The organism is Polyangium jinanense, assembly GCF_028435265.1.
Lineage (GTDB): Bacteria > Myxococcota_A > Polyangia > Polyangiales > Polyangiaceae > Polyangium > Polyangium jinanense.
In genome coordinates this window covers 32,729-49,317 of sequence record NZ_JAGTJK010000053.1, presented here as the reverse complement: position 1 = coordinate 49,317, position 16,589 = coordinate 32,729, and the positions used below count along the sequence as shown (strand labels likewise).

13 protein-coding genes are annotated in these 16,589 nt (G+C 69.1%); 6 read left to right on the top strand and 7 right to left on the bottom strand.

All coding sequences use genetic code 11. The features are described 5' to 3' along the window. Window positions 1–252: 252 nt before the first annotated feature. A complete protein-coding gene (locus KEG38_RS45540) occupies window positions 253–1,875 on the bottom strand; it encodes a PKD domain-containing protein (RefSeq protein WP_272427016.1) in 1,623 nt (540 codons plus the stop codon). A gap of 683 nt (window positions 1,876–2,558) precedes the next feature. On the opposite strand from KEG38_RS45540, the gene KEG38_RS45535 reads away from it, so the two are divergent. The 3 genes from KEG38_RS45535 to KEG38_RS45525 all read left to right on the top strand — a co-directional run bounded on the left by KEG38_RS45535 (window position 2,559) and on the right by KEG38_RS45525 (window position 5,841). Beyond that, window positions 2,559–3,074 carry a putative immunity protein gene (locus KEG38_RS45535; protein ID WP_272427015.1) on the top strand — a complete coding sequence of 172 codons (516 nt, stop codon included), beginning with the start codon at window positions 2,559–2,561 and terminating at the stop codon, window positions 3,072–3,074. Between the two features lie 217 nt (window positions 3,075–3,291). After that, on the top strand, window positions 3,292–3,975 hold the full coding sequence (locus KEG38_RS45530) for a hypothetical protein (RefSeq protein ID WP_272427014.1): 684 nt from the start codon (window positions 3,292–3,294) through the stop codon (window positions 3,973–3,975). A 675-nt stretch (window positions 3,976–4,650) separates the two neighbouring features. Continuing rightward, window positions 4,651–5,841, top strand: a complete 1,191-nt coding sequence (locus KEG38_RS45525; RefSeq protein ID WP_272427013.1) for a M48 family metalloprotease — start codon at window positions 4,651–4,653, stop codon at window positions 5,839–5,841. 3 nt (window positions 5,842–5,844) lie between these two features. Here KEG38_RS45525 and KEG38_RS45520 read toward each other — a convergent pair whose 3' ends face one another. Beyond that, complete coding sequence (locus tag KEG38_RS45520) at window positions 5,845–6,987, bottom strand: S8 family serine peptidase (RefSeq protein WP_272427012.1); 1,143 nt, start codon at window positions 6,985–6,987, stop codon at window positions 5,845–5,847. After that, window positions 6,987–8,150: a Stp1/IreP family PP2C-type Ser/Thr phosphatase gene (locus KEG38_RS45515; protein WP_272427011.1), complete on the bottom strand. Its 1,164-nt coding sequence runs from the start codon at window positions 8,148–8,150 to the stop codon at window positions 6,987–6,989. Before KEG38_RS45515 ends, KEG38_RS45520 begins: the two co-directional genes overlap by 1 nt. A 184-nt stretch (window positions 8,151–8,334) precedes the next feature. Here KEG38_RS45515 and KEG38_RS45510 point away from each other — a divergent pair, with 184 nt between their 5' ends. Next, on the top strand, window positions 8,335–9,087 hold the full coding sequence (locus tag KEG38_RS45510; protein ID WP_272427010.1) for a hypothetical protein: 753 nt from the start codon (window positions 8,335–8,337) through the stop codon (window positions 9,085–9,087). A 391-nt stretch (window positions 9,088–9,478) separates the two neighbouring features. Beyond that, complete coding sequence (locus tag KEG38_RS45505) at window positions 9,479–10,783, top strand: FHA and sigma-54 interaction domain-containing protein (RefSeq protein ID WP_272427009.1); 1,305 nt, start codon at window positions 9,479–9,481, stop codon at window positions 10,781–10,783. Here the strand turns inward: KEG38_RS45505 and KEG38_RS45500 are convergent. The 3 genes from KEG38_RS45500 to KEG38_RS45490 form a co-directional block, all read right to left on the bottom strand. Continuing rightward, window positions 10,753–12,066: a tetratricopeptide repeat protein gene (locus KEG38_RS45500; protein ID WP_272427008.1), complete on the bottom strand. Its 1,314-nt coding sequence runs from the start codon at window positions 12,064–12,066 to the stop codon at window positions 10,753–10,755. The genes KEG38_RS45505 and KEG38_RS45500 overlap by 31 nt on opposite strands. A 95-nt stretch (window positions 12,067–12,161) precedes the next feature. Next, entirely contained in the window at window positions 12,162–13,397 is a 1,236-nt protein-coding gene (locus tag KEG38_RS45495) for a hypothetical protein (RefSeq protein ID WP_272427007.1), read from the bottom strand. A gap of 78 nt (window positions 13,398–13,475) precedes the next feature. After that, the gene (locus tag KEG38_RS45490; protein WP_272427006.1) at window positions 13,476–13,991 is read right to left on the bottom strand and encodes a YbjN domain-containing protein; all 516 of its coding nucleotides are present in this window, start codon (window positions 13,989–13,991) and stop codon (window positions 13,476–13,478) included. On the opposite strand from KEG38_RS45490, the gene KEG38_RS45485 reads away from it, so the two are divergent. Beyond that, the gene (locus KEG38_RS45485; protein ID WP_272427005.1) at window positions 13,978–15,915 is read left to right on the top strand and encodes an N-acetylmuramoyl-L-alanine amidase; all 1,938 of its coding nucleotides are present in this window, start codon (window positions 13,978–13,980) and stop codon (window positions 15,913–15,915) included. The two genes, KEG38_RS45490 and KEG38_RS45485, sit on opposite strands and share 14 nt — an antisense overlap. A gap of 10 nt (window positions 15,916–15,925) precedes the next feature. Here KEG38_RS45485 and KEG38_RS45480 read toward each other — a convergent pair whose 3' ends face one another. Next, window positions 15,926–16,534 (bottom strand): response regulator, encoded by a 609-nt coding sequence (locus KEG38_RS45480; protein WP_272427004.1) that lies wholly within the window; start codon window positions 16,532–16,534, stop codon window positions 15,926–15,928. Between the last annotated feature and the right edge of the window lie 55 nt (window positions 16,535–16,589).

The following is a 16,589-nucleotide window of genomic DNA, read 5'->3' as shown; positions in this document are numbered from 1 at the left end:
GCCGTTTCGCGGTTCCGCCCCCGACCGTGCGCGCCTTGGGGCGACGCCTCGGCGAGGACTCTTGGGACCAGTGTAGCTGGAGGTGGGATATGGGCAAGGCAATGGAGAGGGGAGGCGCGGGGAATGAGGCGTTTCGCGGGAGGCATCCTTTTCCGCGAACGGAGCATTACGCGAGGAACGGCGTGGGACCGTCCTTGAAGAATGCGCTTTGCCGGTGACGATTTGTGCGTCGTCGACGCAGGGAGCGCTGCGTCAGTACAGCCCGAACTTCGCCGTGCCGAGCGAGCTCGTGCCCCATGTCTGCGTGCCGCGTGCGTGCTCGACCATGACGTTACGATTCTGCTCGCCCGTAGGCGGGGTGGCGCCGAGCGTGGTGGGCGGATCGTACGAGAGATAGACGTAGCTCTGGGGGCGCGTCGTATCGTAGTTCTCGTAGGCCGCGGAGCTGTCCGTGTTCGACTTGGCGGCGACGACCGCCGCGGTCGTGGTCGTCTTCCACGTCTTGTTCGGAGCTGTGCCGGCGGCGCGGTTCGGGCCGAAGCGATTGCCATTGACGTACAGGGTGATGTGCTGGGTGGAGGTCCCGCCGCCGATGTTGATCGGCATGGCGGAGCCGTCGAGGAAGTTGTTCTCGATACGCAGCCCGGACGTCGCGCACGCATTACGCGTGACCATGATCGCCGCGGTGAGGTTCGGATCATTGGTGAGATCGAGGGTGTTGCCGAGGAGCTCGACCCCGAATTGTTTTCCCGCCGCCGGCAGGCTGCACTCGACCTGGATGGCGTCGGAGTGGGTCGGATCCCCATCGGCACGGTCACTGTCCAGCAGGTAGTACTGCATGTCGTGGATCCACGAGCGCTCGATGACGACGCTCGTGTGGTTGGCACTGCCCGCGTGGATCTGCATTCCGTCGACGGAGCCGTCGATCTCCGAGCGGAGCATGTGCAGACGGGACGCTTCGAGCGCCATGCCGTGATGGAACGCCGCATTGATGTTCGCGCCGCGGCGCACGGCTTCCGGCACGCGGATTTCGATGTCCTCGAGGATCAGACCCGTCGTCGCGCTGTCGTTGCCCCTGACGATCCGGCGGCCGACGTCCACGCCGGAGGGCGCCGCGCTATCGGGCGCCTCCGGGATGCTGACGGCTTCGACCACCGAACGACGAATCGTGACGTTCGGCGCGCGCACGTTCACGTAGCCCCTCACGTGGAGCCGATCGAGGACGAATTGTCCGTTTTCGTTGTAGGCGTGCGCGGCGGGCAGCGTGACGGGATTTCCATTCCAGGTCAGCTTGTAGGTATCGCCGCTCTTGGTGATGACCACGGTCTCTTCGGCGGCGCTCGGCGTGTTTACGCTCGACTTGTTGGGCTTCTCGAGGTCGAGCAGATGCAACCGGTCGGCGACCACGTCGGGCACGCCGGTCGTCGCGTCACCCGGCGCATAGTCACCAGGGTTTCGCTGGGCGACCGTGACGGTCCGACTCGCGGACGCGGAAGCTCCGCTCGCTGTCGTGACGGTCAACGTTATCGTGTGCGTCCCAGCCGCGGCGTAGCGATGTGGTGGCGGCGTGACCCCCGTCGCCGTCGTGCCGTCACCGAAGGACCACGCGAAGGTCGTGATGGGTCCGGCGTTGTGGGTCGAGCCCGCGTCGTCCACCGAGACGGTGAGATCGCGCGGCTCGAGCTCGAACACGACGTTCGTCGATAGCAACTGGCCATTGCCGTCGCCGCTCTCGCCTATCGTGTCGGGGCCTTTATCACCCGTGCCGTCGCTCCCGCCTGCACCGAGATCCTCACCCGTCGCGCTCCCGTCCAGGCAGCCGGCCGACCCAAGCACACCAATGACCAGCAGAACACCCAGTTTGCCGACACGCATTCGTCCTCCCAAGGTAAAACGGCCGCCGACGCAGCGGCCGTGGCCAAGTCGTAGACCATCGAAAACAGCGCTGCAACAGGGAGACACGGTTGTGGAGCGCGCGTGGGAGGCACGAATGGTCGAGCTCGTCGAAATTGCTCGTGCTGTCAAAATGCGTATACACTGACGCTGGCAAATGGCGCCCGGAGAATCGCATCCGCTGTGAGCGCGACATTCCACCACCGCAATGGGCAGTGCAGGAAGCGGCTGAACGTGAAGTTCGCGAATCGAGGGAAGGGGAGCTCACTGCAAGTGCGCACCCTACGCCCCGCGCCGCTTGCGGGTGCTCTTCATCCCGGACGCGGGCGCATCGTGGCCAGCGGTCGGGGTTCGTAACGATTTCGCCAGCGTGCAACGCACCTTCCTGGTCTTGCCACCGGCCTGTTGGAAGAACTGCGCATCGCGCAGTTCTTCCACGAACGGTCCAGGGCTTGCCCTGGTTCGGGTCGAGGGGCGAACAGCCCCCGCGGGGCCCGGGGCAGCGCCCCGGCGCGGCGGCCTCAAGAAGAGACCATTGCGAGGGCTCGGGTCCGAAGGGTCGCGCGAACAGTGGCGGGGGCGCGGCGAGCGTCGAAATCTCCCCCGAGGTCTCGCCGCCGTGACCGCGCTCGAGTATATCCATGGACAGTGTAAGTAGGAGCACCATGATTCTTCCCAAAAAACGTGACCCACGGTTCATCACCATCCGCCGCGGAGGGCTCCTGGATGAAGGCACCCATCACGCGTTGGCAATCTGGGCCGCAGATTGCGCGCAGCACGTCATGGGGTTTTTCGATGAATACAGGCCAGACGATGACCGGCCGCGGAGAGCGATTGCACTGGTGCGAGCGTGGACCCGAGGCGAGGCCACAATGAAAGAGTGTCACAACGCGGCGTTCGCTTCCAACGCCGCAGGCCGCGAGGCGCCCCCCGCCGCCCGGTTGGCCGCCCTGTCGGCGGGTCAGGCGGTGGCCGTGGCGCATGTCGCCGCCCATGAGTTAGGGGCTGCGGCGTACGCCATCAGGGCTGCCAGGGAAGCCGCACCATCGGGCCAAGGGGACGCGGCTGCGCGAGCCGAACGCCAATGGCAGTGGGAACAACTGCCTGGCGAAATACGAGACCTCGTTCTTGACGATCAAAAACTGCGAAACGCACTCTGTTGGAACGTGTTCCTCGACTGAGCCGACGGCACTGCGCCGTGCGGGTGGAGGTGAGCGCCGTGGTCCTGGACGTCGTGCCCACGTCGGCGGCATCGTCCGGGAGCTCGTCGCGGCCCTGCGCCGCGGGGTCGAGGGGGCGTTCGTCGCCGAGAGCGGGGCCGGCAAGAAGTGGGCATTCCATACCGACTGTAAAGCAAGGCGGTGTAGACATCACCCCAGCGGTTGATATTCATCAGAAATGCGCATCACCACATGCACCGTAGGCCTCTTCTTCATCCTCCTCACCTGCGCCGCTCCGGCCTGCACCGAGAGCTCAGGAGCTTCCCCCTCATCCACCTCGACCGGGGCCTCCAGCGGGGGCGGCGGCGAGGGGGGCGGCGAGGGGGGCGCCGCCGGCGAGGGGGCGGGCGGCGGCAGCGCGTCGTCGTCCTCCTCGGGCGGGCAAGGGGGAGCCGGGGGCCCGAAGTCCTGCGACGGCACGTTCGCGACGTGGTGCGGCAACGGCGTGTATTGCGATGCCCCGGAGGGCACCTGTCCGGGCGGCGGCGTGCTCGGAACCTGCACGCCGAAGCCCAAGGATTGCGCCGGTGAGTCGATGGCGATCACGTGCGGCTGCAACGGCCAAGTCTACATCAACGCGTGTGAGGCGTACCGGTCGGGCGTCGACGTGGGCTTGCAGGACGCCTGTCAGGCGCCCGCGGAGCCCTTCGCATGTGGTCCGGTCCTCTGCGAGAACGGAACCGAGTATTGCGAGAGGCTCAATTCCTCTTACCGGTGCAAGCCGCTCCCTGCGGCCTGCCAGTCGCCGGACGCGATGTGCGGATGTCTGAACGATGTGCTCTGCGTGGCCGCGCCAGGGCTGCCGGAATGCCTGAAGGACGCGGACGGCCACTTCTTCGTCACGTGCATCGTAACGGAGTGAACGAGGCGCTTTCGCGCTGCCTCGTGGTGGGGGTCGAGCGGTGCCGAGCAAGCCTCTTGCAACGTGAGAAGGTTGCGCCAGGTGATGTCCCCAATCATGACGAACTGCGGAATCGGGCACGGACGATTGCGGGCCGCACAATTGCACAAGGGCCCTTGCATCGGCTTATCCGTGCCGTGCTCCGATGCTTCTACGGAGGCGCCGATGACTGGCATTGCCTGAACGACAACCACGACTTGCGCGACATCGAGATCAAGGCCGACGATCCGCCGCTGTCGTCGGGACCGATCTCCGGGGGCAGGCGTCCGGGCCCGTCTCGGCTCCGCCACCCACCGATCGCAGCGATCCGCCCGTCCCCTCGTCCACGCGTCGCCCGTCGCGGTGAGCCAGACCGGACACGGCCCCCCTCGGAGTCACCGACCGCAAGCGGCGCGTCGAGAGCCGCCCGGACGGCCGCGGTAGCCTGCTCGCCGGTGGGGCCGTCGTGTCCGTCGCCGGGGTTTCTGTCAGCCCTCCGGGTTTCTGTCGCGTATCTGTCAGCCGACCAGGAATCGCGGGGGTAGCCTCCGCGATCGGACCCCCGGGGAGCCCTTCGATCGGTTGCAAACGTGCCTCCTTTGGCTCGTTTGGCTCGATGTCCGTCCATGGATTATGCTCGTCCGTATGCCTTCGTTCGTGTCGCGACCCCGCGGCCCTCTCCCGTTCCTGACGCTCTGCGCCTCGGCGATCGCCCTGTCCTCGGCGCTCGTCGCAGGTTGCCAGCGCGAGTCCCGGCCGACCTACGCCCAGACGCAGCCCCCGCCGCAGCAAGGGTATCCGCAGCAAGGCTACCCGCAGCAGGGGTACCCGCAGCAGGGCTATCCGCAGCAAGGTTATCCGCAGCAGGGCTACCCGCAGCAAGGCTATCCGCAGCAGCCGCAGCAGACGACCCCGCAGCAGCCCGCGCCCCAGCCCACGAGCCCATTCCCCGGTTTTCCCTGGCCGTTCCCCACGACCGGGACGCCGACGACCGGGACGCCGACGACGGGCGGGCTGCCGACCACGCCGCTGAACGATCCGATCAACAACGTCGACATCAACTTCCTGCGCAGTCAGGCCGGCGTCGTGATGGGCGAGCTCATCGCCGCGCTACCCGCGAACAAGCAGTCCATCGTGCGCGACATCCCGTTCGTCGCCGATCCCACGCCCGGCGAGGTGAACGCATTCGCCGCGTGTGACGATCAGGGCCTGCCGCTCATGGCGATCACCGACGGCCTGCTCGAGATCGAGGCGTACATCGCGCAGTACAAGGCGAACGACGAGGTGTTCGGCACGCGCAAGCTCGACGAGTACCTCCGGCTGCTCGCGCAGAAGGGCGCGATGGTGAAGCCGCCCGTGGGCTTCGTGGATCCGATGCAGCAGATCGACGGGCGCAAGATCCAGCGCCAGCACCAGCTCTTCGACGAGCAGGTGGGCTTCGTGCTCGGGCACGAGCTCGGGCACCATCACCTCGGCCACCTCGGTTGCACGGCAAACCAGGGCGGCAGCCGCGGCGTGAACCCCGCCGATCTCGGCAGGTTGCTCTCGCGCACGTTGCCCGCATTCAACCAGCCGAACGAGATCGCCGCCGACGTGGCCGGGACGAACAACGTGCTCTCCGCGGGCGCGCGTCGCAACGGCGGCTATCGGCTCACCGAGGGCGGCGCGGTGCTGACCCTGAACTTCTTCGCGAACCTCGATCAGCTCACGCCGGCGACGATCGTCTTCAACTTCGAGCGCACGCACCCGCACCCGATGGTGCGTCTGCCGATCGTGCAGCAGACAGCGAACTCGTGGCGCATGACCGGCGGCGCGCCGAACCCGTTCGGCGGTCTCTTCGGTCAGTAAGAACTAGCCCACGCTCACGCCGCGCGCGGCTTCCACCGCGGCGCGCGGCTGCACCACACCCCAGCCCTGCCGTTCGAGCGCGATCCCCGGCGTGCCGCGCGCCGTCGTCATGAGGATGCGCCGCACCTGATGCGGGCGCAGCGCGGGGTTCGCTTCGAGCATCTGCGCGACCACGCTCGCCACGATCGGCGCCGCGAAGCTCGTTCCGTCGACGTGCTTGTAGTGGCCCGAGAGGACCTTGCGATCGCGCAGCTTCGCCGCGACGATCTGGCGCACGAGGTACGGCTCGCGGCGGCCCGCGATCGCGTCGAGATCGGCGTTGGAGCCGGCGTGCGCGGCGAGCAGATCGAAGAGTTTGTCGTCCGGGGCATCGTCGAGCCGCTCGAGCAAGCGCGCCTCGGTCGCGGTGGACGTGCCCGGGAGGATCGGCGCGGCGACCCAGATCGCAGGCGCGATGATCTCGGGCTTCTGCAGGCCGTCGATGGTGAGGCCGTACGACGAGTGGTAGTGCTGCGACTGCAGCCCCGCGCCGCCGTCGTCGAGCCCACCCACGGCGATCACACTCGGCGCGCTGGCAGGCGGCAAGACCTGATGATCGGCGAGGTGCCCCGCGTTGCCAGCCGCCGCGACGACGACGATGCCTTGTCGCGAAGCCTCGTCGGCCGCGCGCGAGAGCGGATCGGTGAGGAACGACTCTTCGTAGTCACCGCCGCACGAGATGTTGAGGACGCGGATGCCATAACGCTCACGGTTCGCGAGGACCCAGTCGAGGCCACGGCGGATGTCGTCGTGCACGATGCGGTGCGCAGAGCCGACCTTCACGAGCACGACGTTCGCTTCCCAGGCGAGGCCGCGAAACTGCCCCGCCGAGAGCGCGCCGTTCCCCGCCGCGACGACGCTCGTCATCATGCCGTGCCACGACGAGACGTCCGATCGCTCGAGCGCCTCGAGCCCCGCATGCGGCGCGAAGAGGTCGTGGTAGGCGGCGATGCGATTGTACGGCGTCGTAAGATCGGGATGCGCGTAAAAGCCCGAGTCGAGGAACGCGATGGTGACGCCGCGCCCGGCATAACGCGTGTCGGCGTCGAGGCGCTCCGCGATCGGCAGGACACGTGTGCGTGGGCTCGAAGGGCCGCTCCCCGGCATCAGTCGCTTTCGATCTTCATGCCGCACTCGGTGCAGAAGGCGTTGCCGACGTAGAGCTCGTGATCGCAGCGCATGCAACGCGCCACGCGGATCTCGTCGATCGAGCGCGGGCCATCCATCTCGATGTCACCGCCGGCCGCGAGCATCGCGAGGTCGTCCGGGGTCATCACCTCGCGCAGCCCGTCGAGCTCGGCCCCGACGACCATCTCTTCGATGGGATCGCCAGGGGGCGGGCGATACGAGCGCACGCGCTCCGTGTCCTGGATGTCGCGGTACCGCTGCGAGAACGGGATCGACGCGGCGACCTCTTCCACGGCAAGCTCGGGCGCGTCGACCTCCATCGCGGAGATATGCGCCTCCGAGGCCGGCGGCGCGTCGTCCGCACGAACGAGCAGCGCCGAGATGTTGTCGACGCCGCCAGCCTCGTTCGCCATCGCGATGAGGAGCTCGCACGCCTCCGACAGATCCCCCGTCAGGTCGAAGACCTCGAGAATCTGTTCGTTGGAGATCATACCACTCAGACCATCCGAGCAGAGCAGGAAGGTGTCGCCCGGCTCGATCTTAACGGTCTGCACGTCGACCTTCACCGCGTCCTTCATGCCGAGCGCGCGGGTGATCACGTTCTTCGGCAAACGCGCGAGCTCGTCTTCGGTGAGGTCGGGCTTGAGCGCGAGCGCGTCGTTGATGAGCGAGTGATCACGCGTGAGCTGTTCGATCCCGCCGCCGCGGATGCGGTAGCAACGGCTGTCGCCGACGTGCGCGATGTGCAAGCTCTCGTCGCCGTCGTAGTGGATCGCGACGATCGTCGAGCCCATGCCGCGGTGCTCTTTGTGCGTCGACGAGATCTCGTAGACGTCGCGGTTGGCCTTGCGCACGGCCTGCGCGAGGCGTTCGGCAGGGCGCGGCAGATCGACTTCGTCGTTCGGCGTGGGCAAGGGGAGTTCCCCTTGCGCCGTGGCCTCGAAGAAGTTCTGCATCGATGTCGCCGTGAGGGCGCTGGCGACGTGTCCCGTGGAATGTCCGCCCATGCCGTCGGCCACCACGAAGAGGTCGAGGCTCTGCGCCACGAGCACGTTGTCTTCGTTGTGCCTGCGCTGGCGGCCTACGTCGGTCATGCCCGCGGCCACGAGGCGAAGGGTGTGGCGCGGCTGGGTCTTGGACATGCGACACGCGATTATAGCGGCCGCTCCCTGGTCCTCGGCTAGTTCCTCGTAAGGTCTGCCGCGCAGTCCACCCCCCATGACCCCTCCGTCGTGGGCGCGCTCATACGCGGCGGTCGAACAAGGTTCCCAAGGGCCGTGCGCTTTGCGCTTTGCGCGCGGGCCGTGGTCGTTCTAGAGCCCTGCCGTGACGCTCCCCCGCTCCCTTCGCGCGTTCGTCGCCGCCGCGCTCGTCGTGGCCCCCTTGCCCGCCCTCGCGCAGACGCCCGATCCGGCCCAGGACGACGCCGCCGAGGTCGAGGAGCCGCCGGAGCCAGGCGCCGGAACCCCAAGGGCCTACGCGCCCGACTGGCGCAAAGGAGCCTTCCTCCTGTCCGTGGGGGGCGGCTACGTCGTGCCCCTCGGCAGCATCGCCTCGGGCGTGACCGCCGCCGACCTCGTCTCCGGCGGGCCCGGCGTCTCCGCCGGGCTCGGCTTCGGTCTGAGCCGGCACGTATCCTTCGAGCTGGAAGGGAACTACGGCCTGCTCAGCGGCGGCGAGACCTGCACAACGTGCTCAGGGAGCACGCTCGGCGTGGGAATGCGCCTCGTCTACCACCTCGCGCAAGGCATCGCCTTCGATCCCTGGGCGAGCTACGGTGTAGGTTTCCGCACCTCGCTCGTGGAAGCGCCCGAGACCGGCGCCGCCCCGGCGTTCGGGATCGGCCGCTCGCAGGGCATCGATTTCGCGCGGATCACCCTCGGCGGCACGTTCTACCCGCACCCGGTCTTCGGCTTCGGGCCGTTCCTGGAGGGGACGGTCGGCTCGTACCGTCTGCGCCCGGATCCGGGGACGTCGCCAAGCGTGTACGGGTTTTTCCAGGTGGGCCTGCGCGTCACGTTCGACCCGCTCCGCGGCGGAAAGGTGCGCGCTCCGTCCACGGTCGCCGCGGCGTTCTGAGAGCGCGGGGCTTTGCCCCGCACCCCCAGCAGGGGGCTGTCCGCCCCCTGCACCCCGGACCAGGCACGGCCTGGACCGAGGGCGGATAAACCGCGCGATGCGCGGTTTATCCGACGGGCCCGGGGCAAGACCACGAGCGGCGTTGCCAGCCGAGACGGTGGCGCTGCACCTGCGCTGCGGTCTTGACTGGCAAGGGCGTCGCTGCTCTTGCCTCGGCCTGTTCGCTGAACTGCGCATCGCGCAGTTCAGCGACCCCGGGTCCAGCGCTTGCGCTGGTCCGGGTCCAGGGGTGGACAACCCCTGGTCGGGGTCCGGGGTGAAACCCCGGCGCGGCGCTACGCTTCGAAACTTTTCTCGCAACTGCTGACGACTGCGCGTCGATGGAGCGTTCGTGAAGAACGAACGTTCGCGGGACACGACGGTGGAGATTGGCGGAGGCGAGGCGGCGCTTGGCGCTGTGTGGATCCGCGTGGATGACGGCGGGAATGAGCGCGTTTGGCGGCTCGGGCCCGGCGAGGAGATCGTCCTCGGCTCGGGCGAGGGGGTGAACGTGCAGCTCGTCGATCGGACGGTGAGCGCGCGCCACGCGGCGCTCGTGCATCGCGGCAGCGTGATCGAGGTGCTCGATCTTGGATCACGCAACGGCATGCGCGTGGCGGGCACGCGCGTCGCGCGGGCCTTTTTGTCGATGGGGAGCATGGTCGAGCTTGGACATGCCGTGGTGCGCGTCGACGGAAGTGCGCTCGCGGGGGAGACGCACCAGGGCGCGCCGCTTTCGCTCCTCGTGGGGCGGAGTGCGCCGATGCGAAGGCTCGGCGGCGCGGTGCGCAGGCTTGCGCCGCTCAGACTGCCTGTGATGATCCGCGGCGAGTCGGGGACGGGCAAGGACCTGGTGGCGCGTGCGCTGCACGAGGAGAGTCCGCGCAAGGGAAAACCGTTCGTTGCGCTGAATGCTGCGACCATCTCGCGTGAGCTTGCGGAGTCGGAGCTCTTCGGCCATCAGCGCGGCGCGTTCACGGGCGCGCTGCGTGATCGACGTGGCGCATTTCGGGAGGCGCACCAGGGCACGCTCTTCCTCGACGAGATCGCGGCGCTCCCGCTCGATGTGCAAGCAAAGCTTTTGCGCGTCGTGGAGGAGGGGATCGTGCGACCGCTCGGAGCGGAGACGACTACGCATGTCGATGTGCGGCTCGTGGTGGCGACGTGCGAGCCGCTCGAACAGATGGTCGCGGTGCGGCGGTTTCGGGCGGATCTGTACGAGCGGCTCGCGGTTTGTCTCGTACGCGTGCCGCCGCTGCGCGAGCGCACGGAGGACATTGCGGCGCTTTGCATGCACCTCTTCGCGACCTCGGAGATCGGCCCGCGTGAGCTCTCGCCTGGCGCGCTTGCGGCGCTGCGTGCGGAGAAGTGGCCGGGCAACGTGCGCGAGCTTCGGAACGTGATCGTGCAGGCGGCCGTACGTGCGCCGGGCGTGATTCAGGCAGAGCACGTCACGTCGGTGCTCGCGGAGCGCGGCGGACGGCGCGTCAAGCTTTGTCCCGACGATGCGCGACGGTTGTTCGAGGAAGCGGGTGGCAATACGAGTGAAGCGGCGCGGCGCGCGGCGGTCCCGCGATCGACGATGCGGGACCTCCTGCGCGCCGCGGGAGCGACGGCGAGGTTGTCTCAGAACGTGCCGACGACGCCGAGCCCTTGATAGGTCGACGACACGCTCGGCGTGACGGCGAGGACACGCGGGCCGTCGTTCGAACCCGTGGTCGAGCTCTTCTTCGGCAGGTACCAGTCGAGCAGCGCGTAGACGCCCGTGCCGATCGCGCCGACGCCGAAGAGCACCCAGCCCGTCGTGGCCACGGCGACGTTCGTGTCGTAGTCGGAGAGATCCTTGCGCAGCACGCCGCAGGCCTGGTCGTAGCCCGGTAGATCGCTGCCGGCCTCCTCGGTCGATCCGCAGGGCGGGTTCTTGCCGAAGTTCGTGCTCGGATCGGTCGAGGCGTACGTGCGGATCTCGGCGGCGTGCTGATCGGCCTTCCCGCTCGCGACGCTCGCGCCGATCGAGAAGCCGATGCCGAGACCGAGGCCGATCACCGCGACGCCCGAGCCGACCCACGCGAGGGGCTTGTGCGTGTACCACTTCAGGAACGGCTCACGCGTGCCCGTCGTCGTGTCGGGCTCCTGGGGCGTGGGCCCGCCCGCGTCGATCGGCGGAAGACCCGAGCTCGCGGTCGTCGCGCCTGCGGGCGGCGTGCCCGTGCTCGCCTGCGACCCGTACGGGTTCGCGGCGGGCGTCGTCGTCGTGGTCGTCGTCGCGGGCGGGGGCGCCGCGGCCGGAGGCGGCGGCGGGGGCGGCGGCGGAGGCGGCGGAGGCGGCGGAGTCGCAGCGCCGCCGACGCCGAGCACGAGGTTTGCCGCGGTGGCCGAGCCTTGCTTCGCGTCGACCTTCGTGGTCGTCGTCTTGCCGCCGTACGTCGCGGTGACTGTGTGCGCGCCTGGCTTGACGAAGATCACGTTGAGCAGCGGCGACCTGCCGTAGCTCGTTCCATCGACGGACACGTCGGCGCCGTTCGCGTCGACGATCACCACGATGTGGCCGGTCTTCTTCTTCGCCTCGGCGATGCCCTTTTCGGCGACGGCTTTCTGATCGGGCGAGGCCGAGGGCATGTCGCGGAGGAACTGCTGCAGGTGCATGCCTGCGTCCTCGGGGTGGTTCGAGCGCAGCTCGCTCTGGCCGAGGTTGAGCAGCACGGCGGGGTGACGCTTCAGCGCGTAGGCTTGCAGGAACGCGGAGCGCGCGTCCTCGAAGCGACCGGCGTCGAACGCCTTCACGCCGTCCTCGTAGCGTTGACGAGCGACCTCGGTGACGGCGTCGGCCTGCGCGAACGCGCGTGCTTCCATGAGGTCGGGAGCGATCCCGGCCTCGCCGAGGAGGGCAGGGACCGTGAGCGAAAGGAACAAGGCGGTGGCGCAAGCGCGTGTCTTCATCGAACCCTCGGTGCATCGCGGCGGCCGGCGATGCGGTCTTCGTTGCGGCATTCTTCGCACCCCGAGGAGGGCACGGGCAAGCGATTAGCGAGCGCTCAGAACGGCGTCTCGCGGATGATGCCGCCACCGGGCTTCGGGGCTGTCGTAGCGGGAGGTTTGGGGGCCGCAGTTTTTGCGGTCGTCGGTGCAGATGCAGCGGGTTTTTTCGTGGTGGCTGCAGCCGTTTCGACGGGCTTCGGCGGCTCGACCTTCGGCGGTTCGACCTTCGGAGGTTCGACCTTCGGCGGTTCGACCTTCGGTGTTGTCGCGGCGGCGGCGGGCTCGCTGGTGGGGGCCGTCGTTGCGGTGGCCGTCGGCGTCGGGGGAGGGGGCTCCGGCGTGGGAGGCGTGACGACGGTCTCGACGGGACGCGCTTCCATCGTCGGCGAAGGGACCGGCGCTGCGTTTTGCGTGGGGCTCGGCGCGGGCTTCGGCGCCTCGGTTGCACTCGTCGTGACGGGCGGCGGCGTGGGTTTGTCCGAGCCGCCGAGGATGCCCTTCGCGGCGAACGCGAGCCCGGCGAGGCCCACGAGCGCGACTGCGACCTTCACGAAAATCCCCTTCGGCGGGCCGCTCACGGGGATCTCGGGCGGCTCGTCGGCCATCGCGGCGTCCATGCGCGAGAGGCTCGCTTCGTCCACGGGAGGCGGCGCGGGCGCGGGCGCGGGTGCAGCTTCGGCCTTCTCCGCGTCGGGCTGCGCTTCGTCGACCTTCGCTTCGTCGGCGTTTGTCTCGTCCGCCTTCGGCTCTTCTGCTTTGGCTTCGTCGGCTTTCGGCGCGTCGACCTTCGCTTCATCGACCTTCGGCGCGTCGACCATCGGCGCCTCGGCCTTGGCATCGTCGACCTTCGGCGCGTCGACCTTCGGCGCCTCGGCCTTGGCATCGTCGATCTTCGGCGCGTCGACCTTCGGCGCCTCGGCCTTGGCATCGTCGATCTTCGGCGCGTCGACCTTCGGCGCCTCGGCCTTGGCTTCGTCGACCTTCGGCGCCTCGGCCTTCGGCGCCTCGGCCTTTGCTTCATCGACCTTCGGCGCGTCGACCTTCGCGGCGCCGTTCACGTGGGCCGCGGCCGCCCCGTTCGTCTTCGCCGCACCATTCTCCGCGGGCGGAGCGGGCGCCTCGGCGCGCGCCGGCGCCGGCGGCGGGGCCACGACCGGACTCGCCGCGATCTCGGGCGCGGGCGCCGCCTTCGGATCGTCTTGCTCCCAGGACGGCTTGTACTGCAGCGCGAGCCGATCCAGCTCGTCCGGCGTGGGGACTCGCGGCTTCGCTTGGGGTTCTTGGACAGTCATGACCAGACGAGAACGTATCACCCGTCGCGTGCGAGCGGCAACGCAGCGGCGTCGATCGTGAAGGCTGGGCCGATGGCGTCAGTCGCCGAACGCGGAGGCCGGCTTTTCGTTCCCCCCGAACTCGGCGACGAGCTTGTTCTGCCATTCGTCCGCCACGTCCCCCACGGTCGTCACGATGTCCTCGAACTCCTCGTAGTCGAGCGCGGACAGGCGCCGCAGGCACCGCACCACCACGTCGTCGCGCGCCGCGTCGATCGCGAACGCCGCGTCGCTCGTGCGCACGAACGAGAGCTCCAGGAGCTTCCGGTAGAAGCCCTCCCGCCCCCGCGTCGGCACCGCCATGATGGGCGCGAAAATCATCAGAACGCCCTGCCGTTCGAGCACGTTGATCCCGATCGTGACCACCCCGCGTTGCACGTGGGCATATCCGCCGTCGTCGAGCACGTGCCCCTCGTGACCCGCTTCGCTCGCCGGGAGGTATTTCGCGACGTAGCGGCGGAGATACGCGTTGACCATCGCAGTCGCGTCGGCAAAGTTCTCGCCGGAGAGCCGGTCGGCGTAGATAGGGATCGAGGTGGGCGTGGAGTCGGACACGGGGATCCTCCGGAAGATGTGCTCGGGCCCCGCGACGCGTGGGGTCGCCGCGGGCGCTGCCCCGTCGTTCGCGGTCCACCGGCGTACCGCGGTGCAGCGCTCCCATGGTATCTCCGCCCTCCGCGCCGCGGCGATTCTTTTTGCGTGCGGAGCGCCCCTCCTCAGCTGCGGCTCGGGTACGTCGGGCACACCCGCGCCGCCCCCGAGCGACGAACAGCGCGCCCAGGCCCTCCTCGACCCCGCCGCCGCGCTTCCGCCCCGCGCCGAGGTCGTGGCCCTCGCCGACGCCGTCGCCATCGCCTCCTCCCGCGCTGGCCGCACCGAACGTGGCGCCGCCCTCGCCATGCTCGCCGCCGACCTCCGCGCCCGCTCCTTCCGCCTCGACCAGGCCGAAGCCGACGCCCGCGAGGCCCTCGAGCTCTACGCCGCCGCCGCGAGCGCCGTCGCTGGCACCCTCCAGGGCTGCGAGGCCGATCGCCGCCGCGCCCTGCTTGCCGGCGACCTCGCCCGCGACGCCGCCGTCTCCTACCGCGAGACCTACCTCGCCTCGCGCCGCCAGGCCGTCCTTGCCCCGCGCACGCCTTGCCACGCCGCGCTCGAACGCACCCTCGCGATGTCGTCCGCGTATCGCCCCCGCGCCGATGCGCTCCGCGCCCTCGAACGGGAAGGTGACCTCGCCTCGGAGGCCGCCTCGCGCGGCGCACCGTCCCCGTCGGCCTTCGCCGCCTCCCCGCCGCCCTCGGGCGCCGTCTCCCCGGAGTCCGCCCCTCCATCGTCCACCTCGACCCAGGCTGCGTCCGAGGGGCAGGTCGTCGTGACCCCGCGTGACGCGGCCGCGGCCAAGGAGCCGGTGAAGCTCGTCTCGCTCGAACCCTTCGGCTCCGAGAAGGGCGGCCGCGTGGTCATTCACCTGAGCGGCCCGACCACCTTTCAGGTCGGCACCCTCGGCGCCGACGCCGCCGCGGGCAAGGACGCGCGTGTCTTCGTGGACATCGCCCGCGCGAGCGCCAAGGGCGTCCCGCGCGAAACCGAGGTCGGCGGCGTCGTGCGTCGCGTCCGCCTCGGCGCCCAGGAGGGCGGCGGCACCCGCGTCGTCCTCGACCTCGCCGCCTCCCTCTATCGCCGCGTCTTCTACCTACCCGACCCGTTCCGCATCGTCATCGACGTGAGCACGCGCCCGCCGGTTCGGAAGGACGAACAGGACGCCTCGGGCAAACGCGAGGTGCGTCGTGTCGTCCTCGATCCCGGCCACGGCGGCAACGACACCGGCGCCGTCGGACCCACGGGCCTCAAGGAGAAGGACGTCACGCTGGACATCGCGCACCGCGCCGCGACCATCGTCTCGCGCGAACTCGGCATCGAGACCTTGCTCACGCGCGACGACGACACGTACGTCGCCCTCGACCTCCGCACCGCGCGGGCCAATGCGTTCCACGCGGACCTCTTCGTCTCCGTCCACTGCAACGCGTCCGAGAACGGCCAGGCGCGCGGGCCCATGACGTTCTCGCTCGATCGCGTGCGGGATCCCGAGGGCCTCGCGATGCGCGTGGCGGCCCGGGAAAACGCCTCCCGTCCGCGCAAGAACGGAGGCGAGGGCGACGCGCGCTCCATCGACGAGGAGATGGCGCTCATCGCGTCGAACCTCGACGTCGGCGACCTCATGGCCCGGTCGCGCCACGTCGCCGATCTGGTCCAGCGCTCCGCGCTCGCGTCGCTCGGCGTGCGCTGGCCGGACACGAAGGATCAGGGCACGAAGACCGCGGGCTTCTTCGTGCTCGTCGGCGCGGACATGCCCGCCGTCCTGTTCGAGACGTCGTTCATCTCGAACCCGGACGACGAGGCCCGCCTCGCCACGGCCGACTATCGGCAGAAGCTCGCCGATGCCGTGGCGAACGCGATCCGCGCCTACCGCGAAGGTAAATGATCCGCCCGCCTCACTCCCGTTCGAGGCCCATCAGCCGCTCCAGCGAGTCGCGCAGCTCCGCGGCCTCGCCCTTCTTGATGAAGTCGTAGGCCCCGGCCTCCGTCGCGTTCTTCTTCATCTCCTCGGCGTCCGAGTAGACGATGCAGCGGATGTGGGAGGTCGTGTCGATCGACCGCAGCCGTTCGAGACACTTCACGCCGTCGAGCCCGGGCATCCGGACGTCGAAGACCATGGCGTCGGGCTGGATGCTGCCGACGGCCACGAGCGCGTCGAACGGATCCTGGAACGTGGTCAGCTCGAAGCGCTTGCTCAGCGCCTTGCGGAGCGAGGCAAGGACAACCGGATCGTCGTCGACGGCCACGACCTTCGGTTTGCCGAGGCGGAGCACCTCCGGGATCGGGTAGCCGTACTTCCGCAGGAAATCGAGGACGTCGAGCCTCCGGAAGCGCAGGTGCCTACCCGGCGTCCGGAAGTGCCGGATCTCCCCCTTGTCCGCCCAGTTGTGGATGGTCTTCAGATCCACCTGGCAAAACCGCGCCACGTCGCTCGCGGTGAACAGCTCCGGCTGGTTCGTCGTCGTCGTGGTCGTGGTCGGCGTCGTGTTTTCTTTGGCTTCCATGACTTCCGGCCTCCTCGGCCCAGTCCACTCTCTCGGGGGCGTTAGCTCCGACAAA

What these genes read in the sequence shown, in the direction of transcription:
- KEG38_RS45520 (WP_272427012.1), bottom strand. Translation starts at nt 6,987, where the DNA reads ATGCCGGGGAGCGGCCCTTCGAGCCCACGCACACGTGTCCTGCCGATC.
- KEG38_RS45530 (WP_272427014.1), top strand. Translation starts at nt 3,292, where the DNA reads ATGCGCATCACCACATGCACCGTAGGCCTCTTCTTCATCCTCCTCACC.
- KEG38_RS45540 (WP_272427016.1), bottom strand. Translation starts at nt 1,875, where the DNA reads ATGCGTGTCGGCAAACTGGGTGTTCTGCTGGTCATTGGTGTGCTTGGG.
- KEG38_RS45480 (WP_272427004.1), bottom strand. Translation starts at nt 16,534, where the DNA reads ATGGAAGCCAAAGAAAACACGACGCCGACCACGACCACGACGACGACG.
- KEG38_RS45535 (WP_272427015.1), top strand. Translation starts at nt 2,559, where the DNA reads ATGATTCTTCCCAAAAAACGTGACCCACGGTTCATCACCATCCGCCGC.
- KEG38_RS45495 (WP_272427007.1), bottom strand. Translation starts at nt 13,397, where the DNA reads ATGACTGTCCAAGAACCCCAAGCGAAGCCGCGAGTCCCCACGCCGGAC.
- KEG38_RS45515 (WP_272427011.1), bottom strand. Translation starts at nt 8,150, where the DNA reads ATGTCCAAGACCCAGCCGCGCCACACCCTTCGCCTCGTGGCCGCGGGC.
- KEG38_RS45500 (WP_272427008.1), bottom strand. Translation starts at nt 12,066, where the DNA reads ATGAAGACACGCGCTTGCGCCACCGCCTTGTTCCTTTCGCTCACGGTC.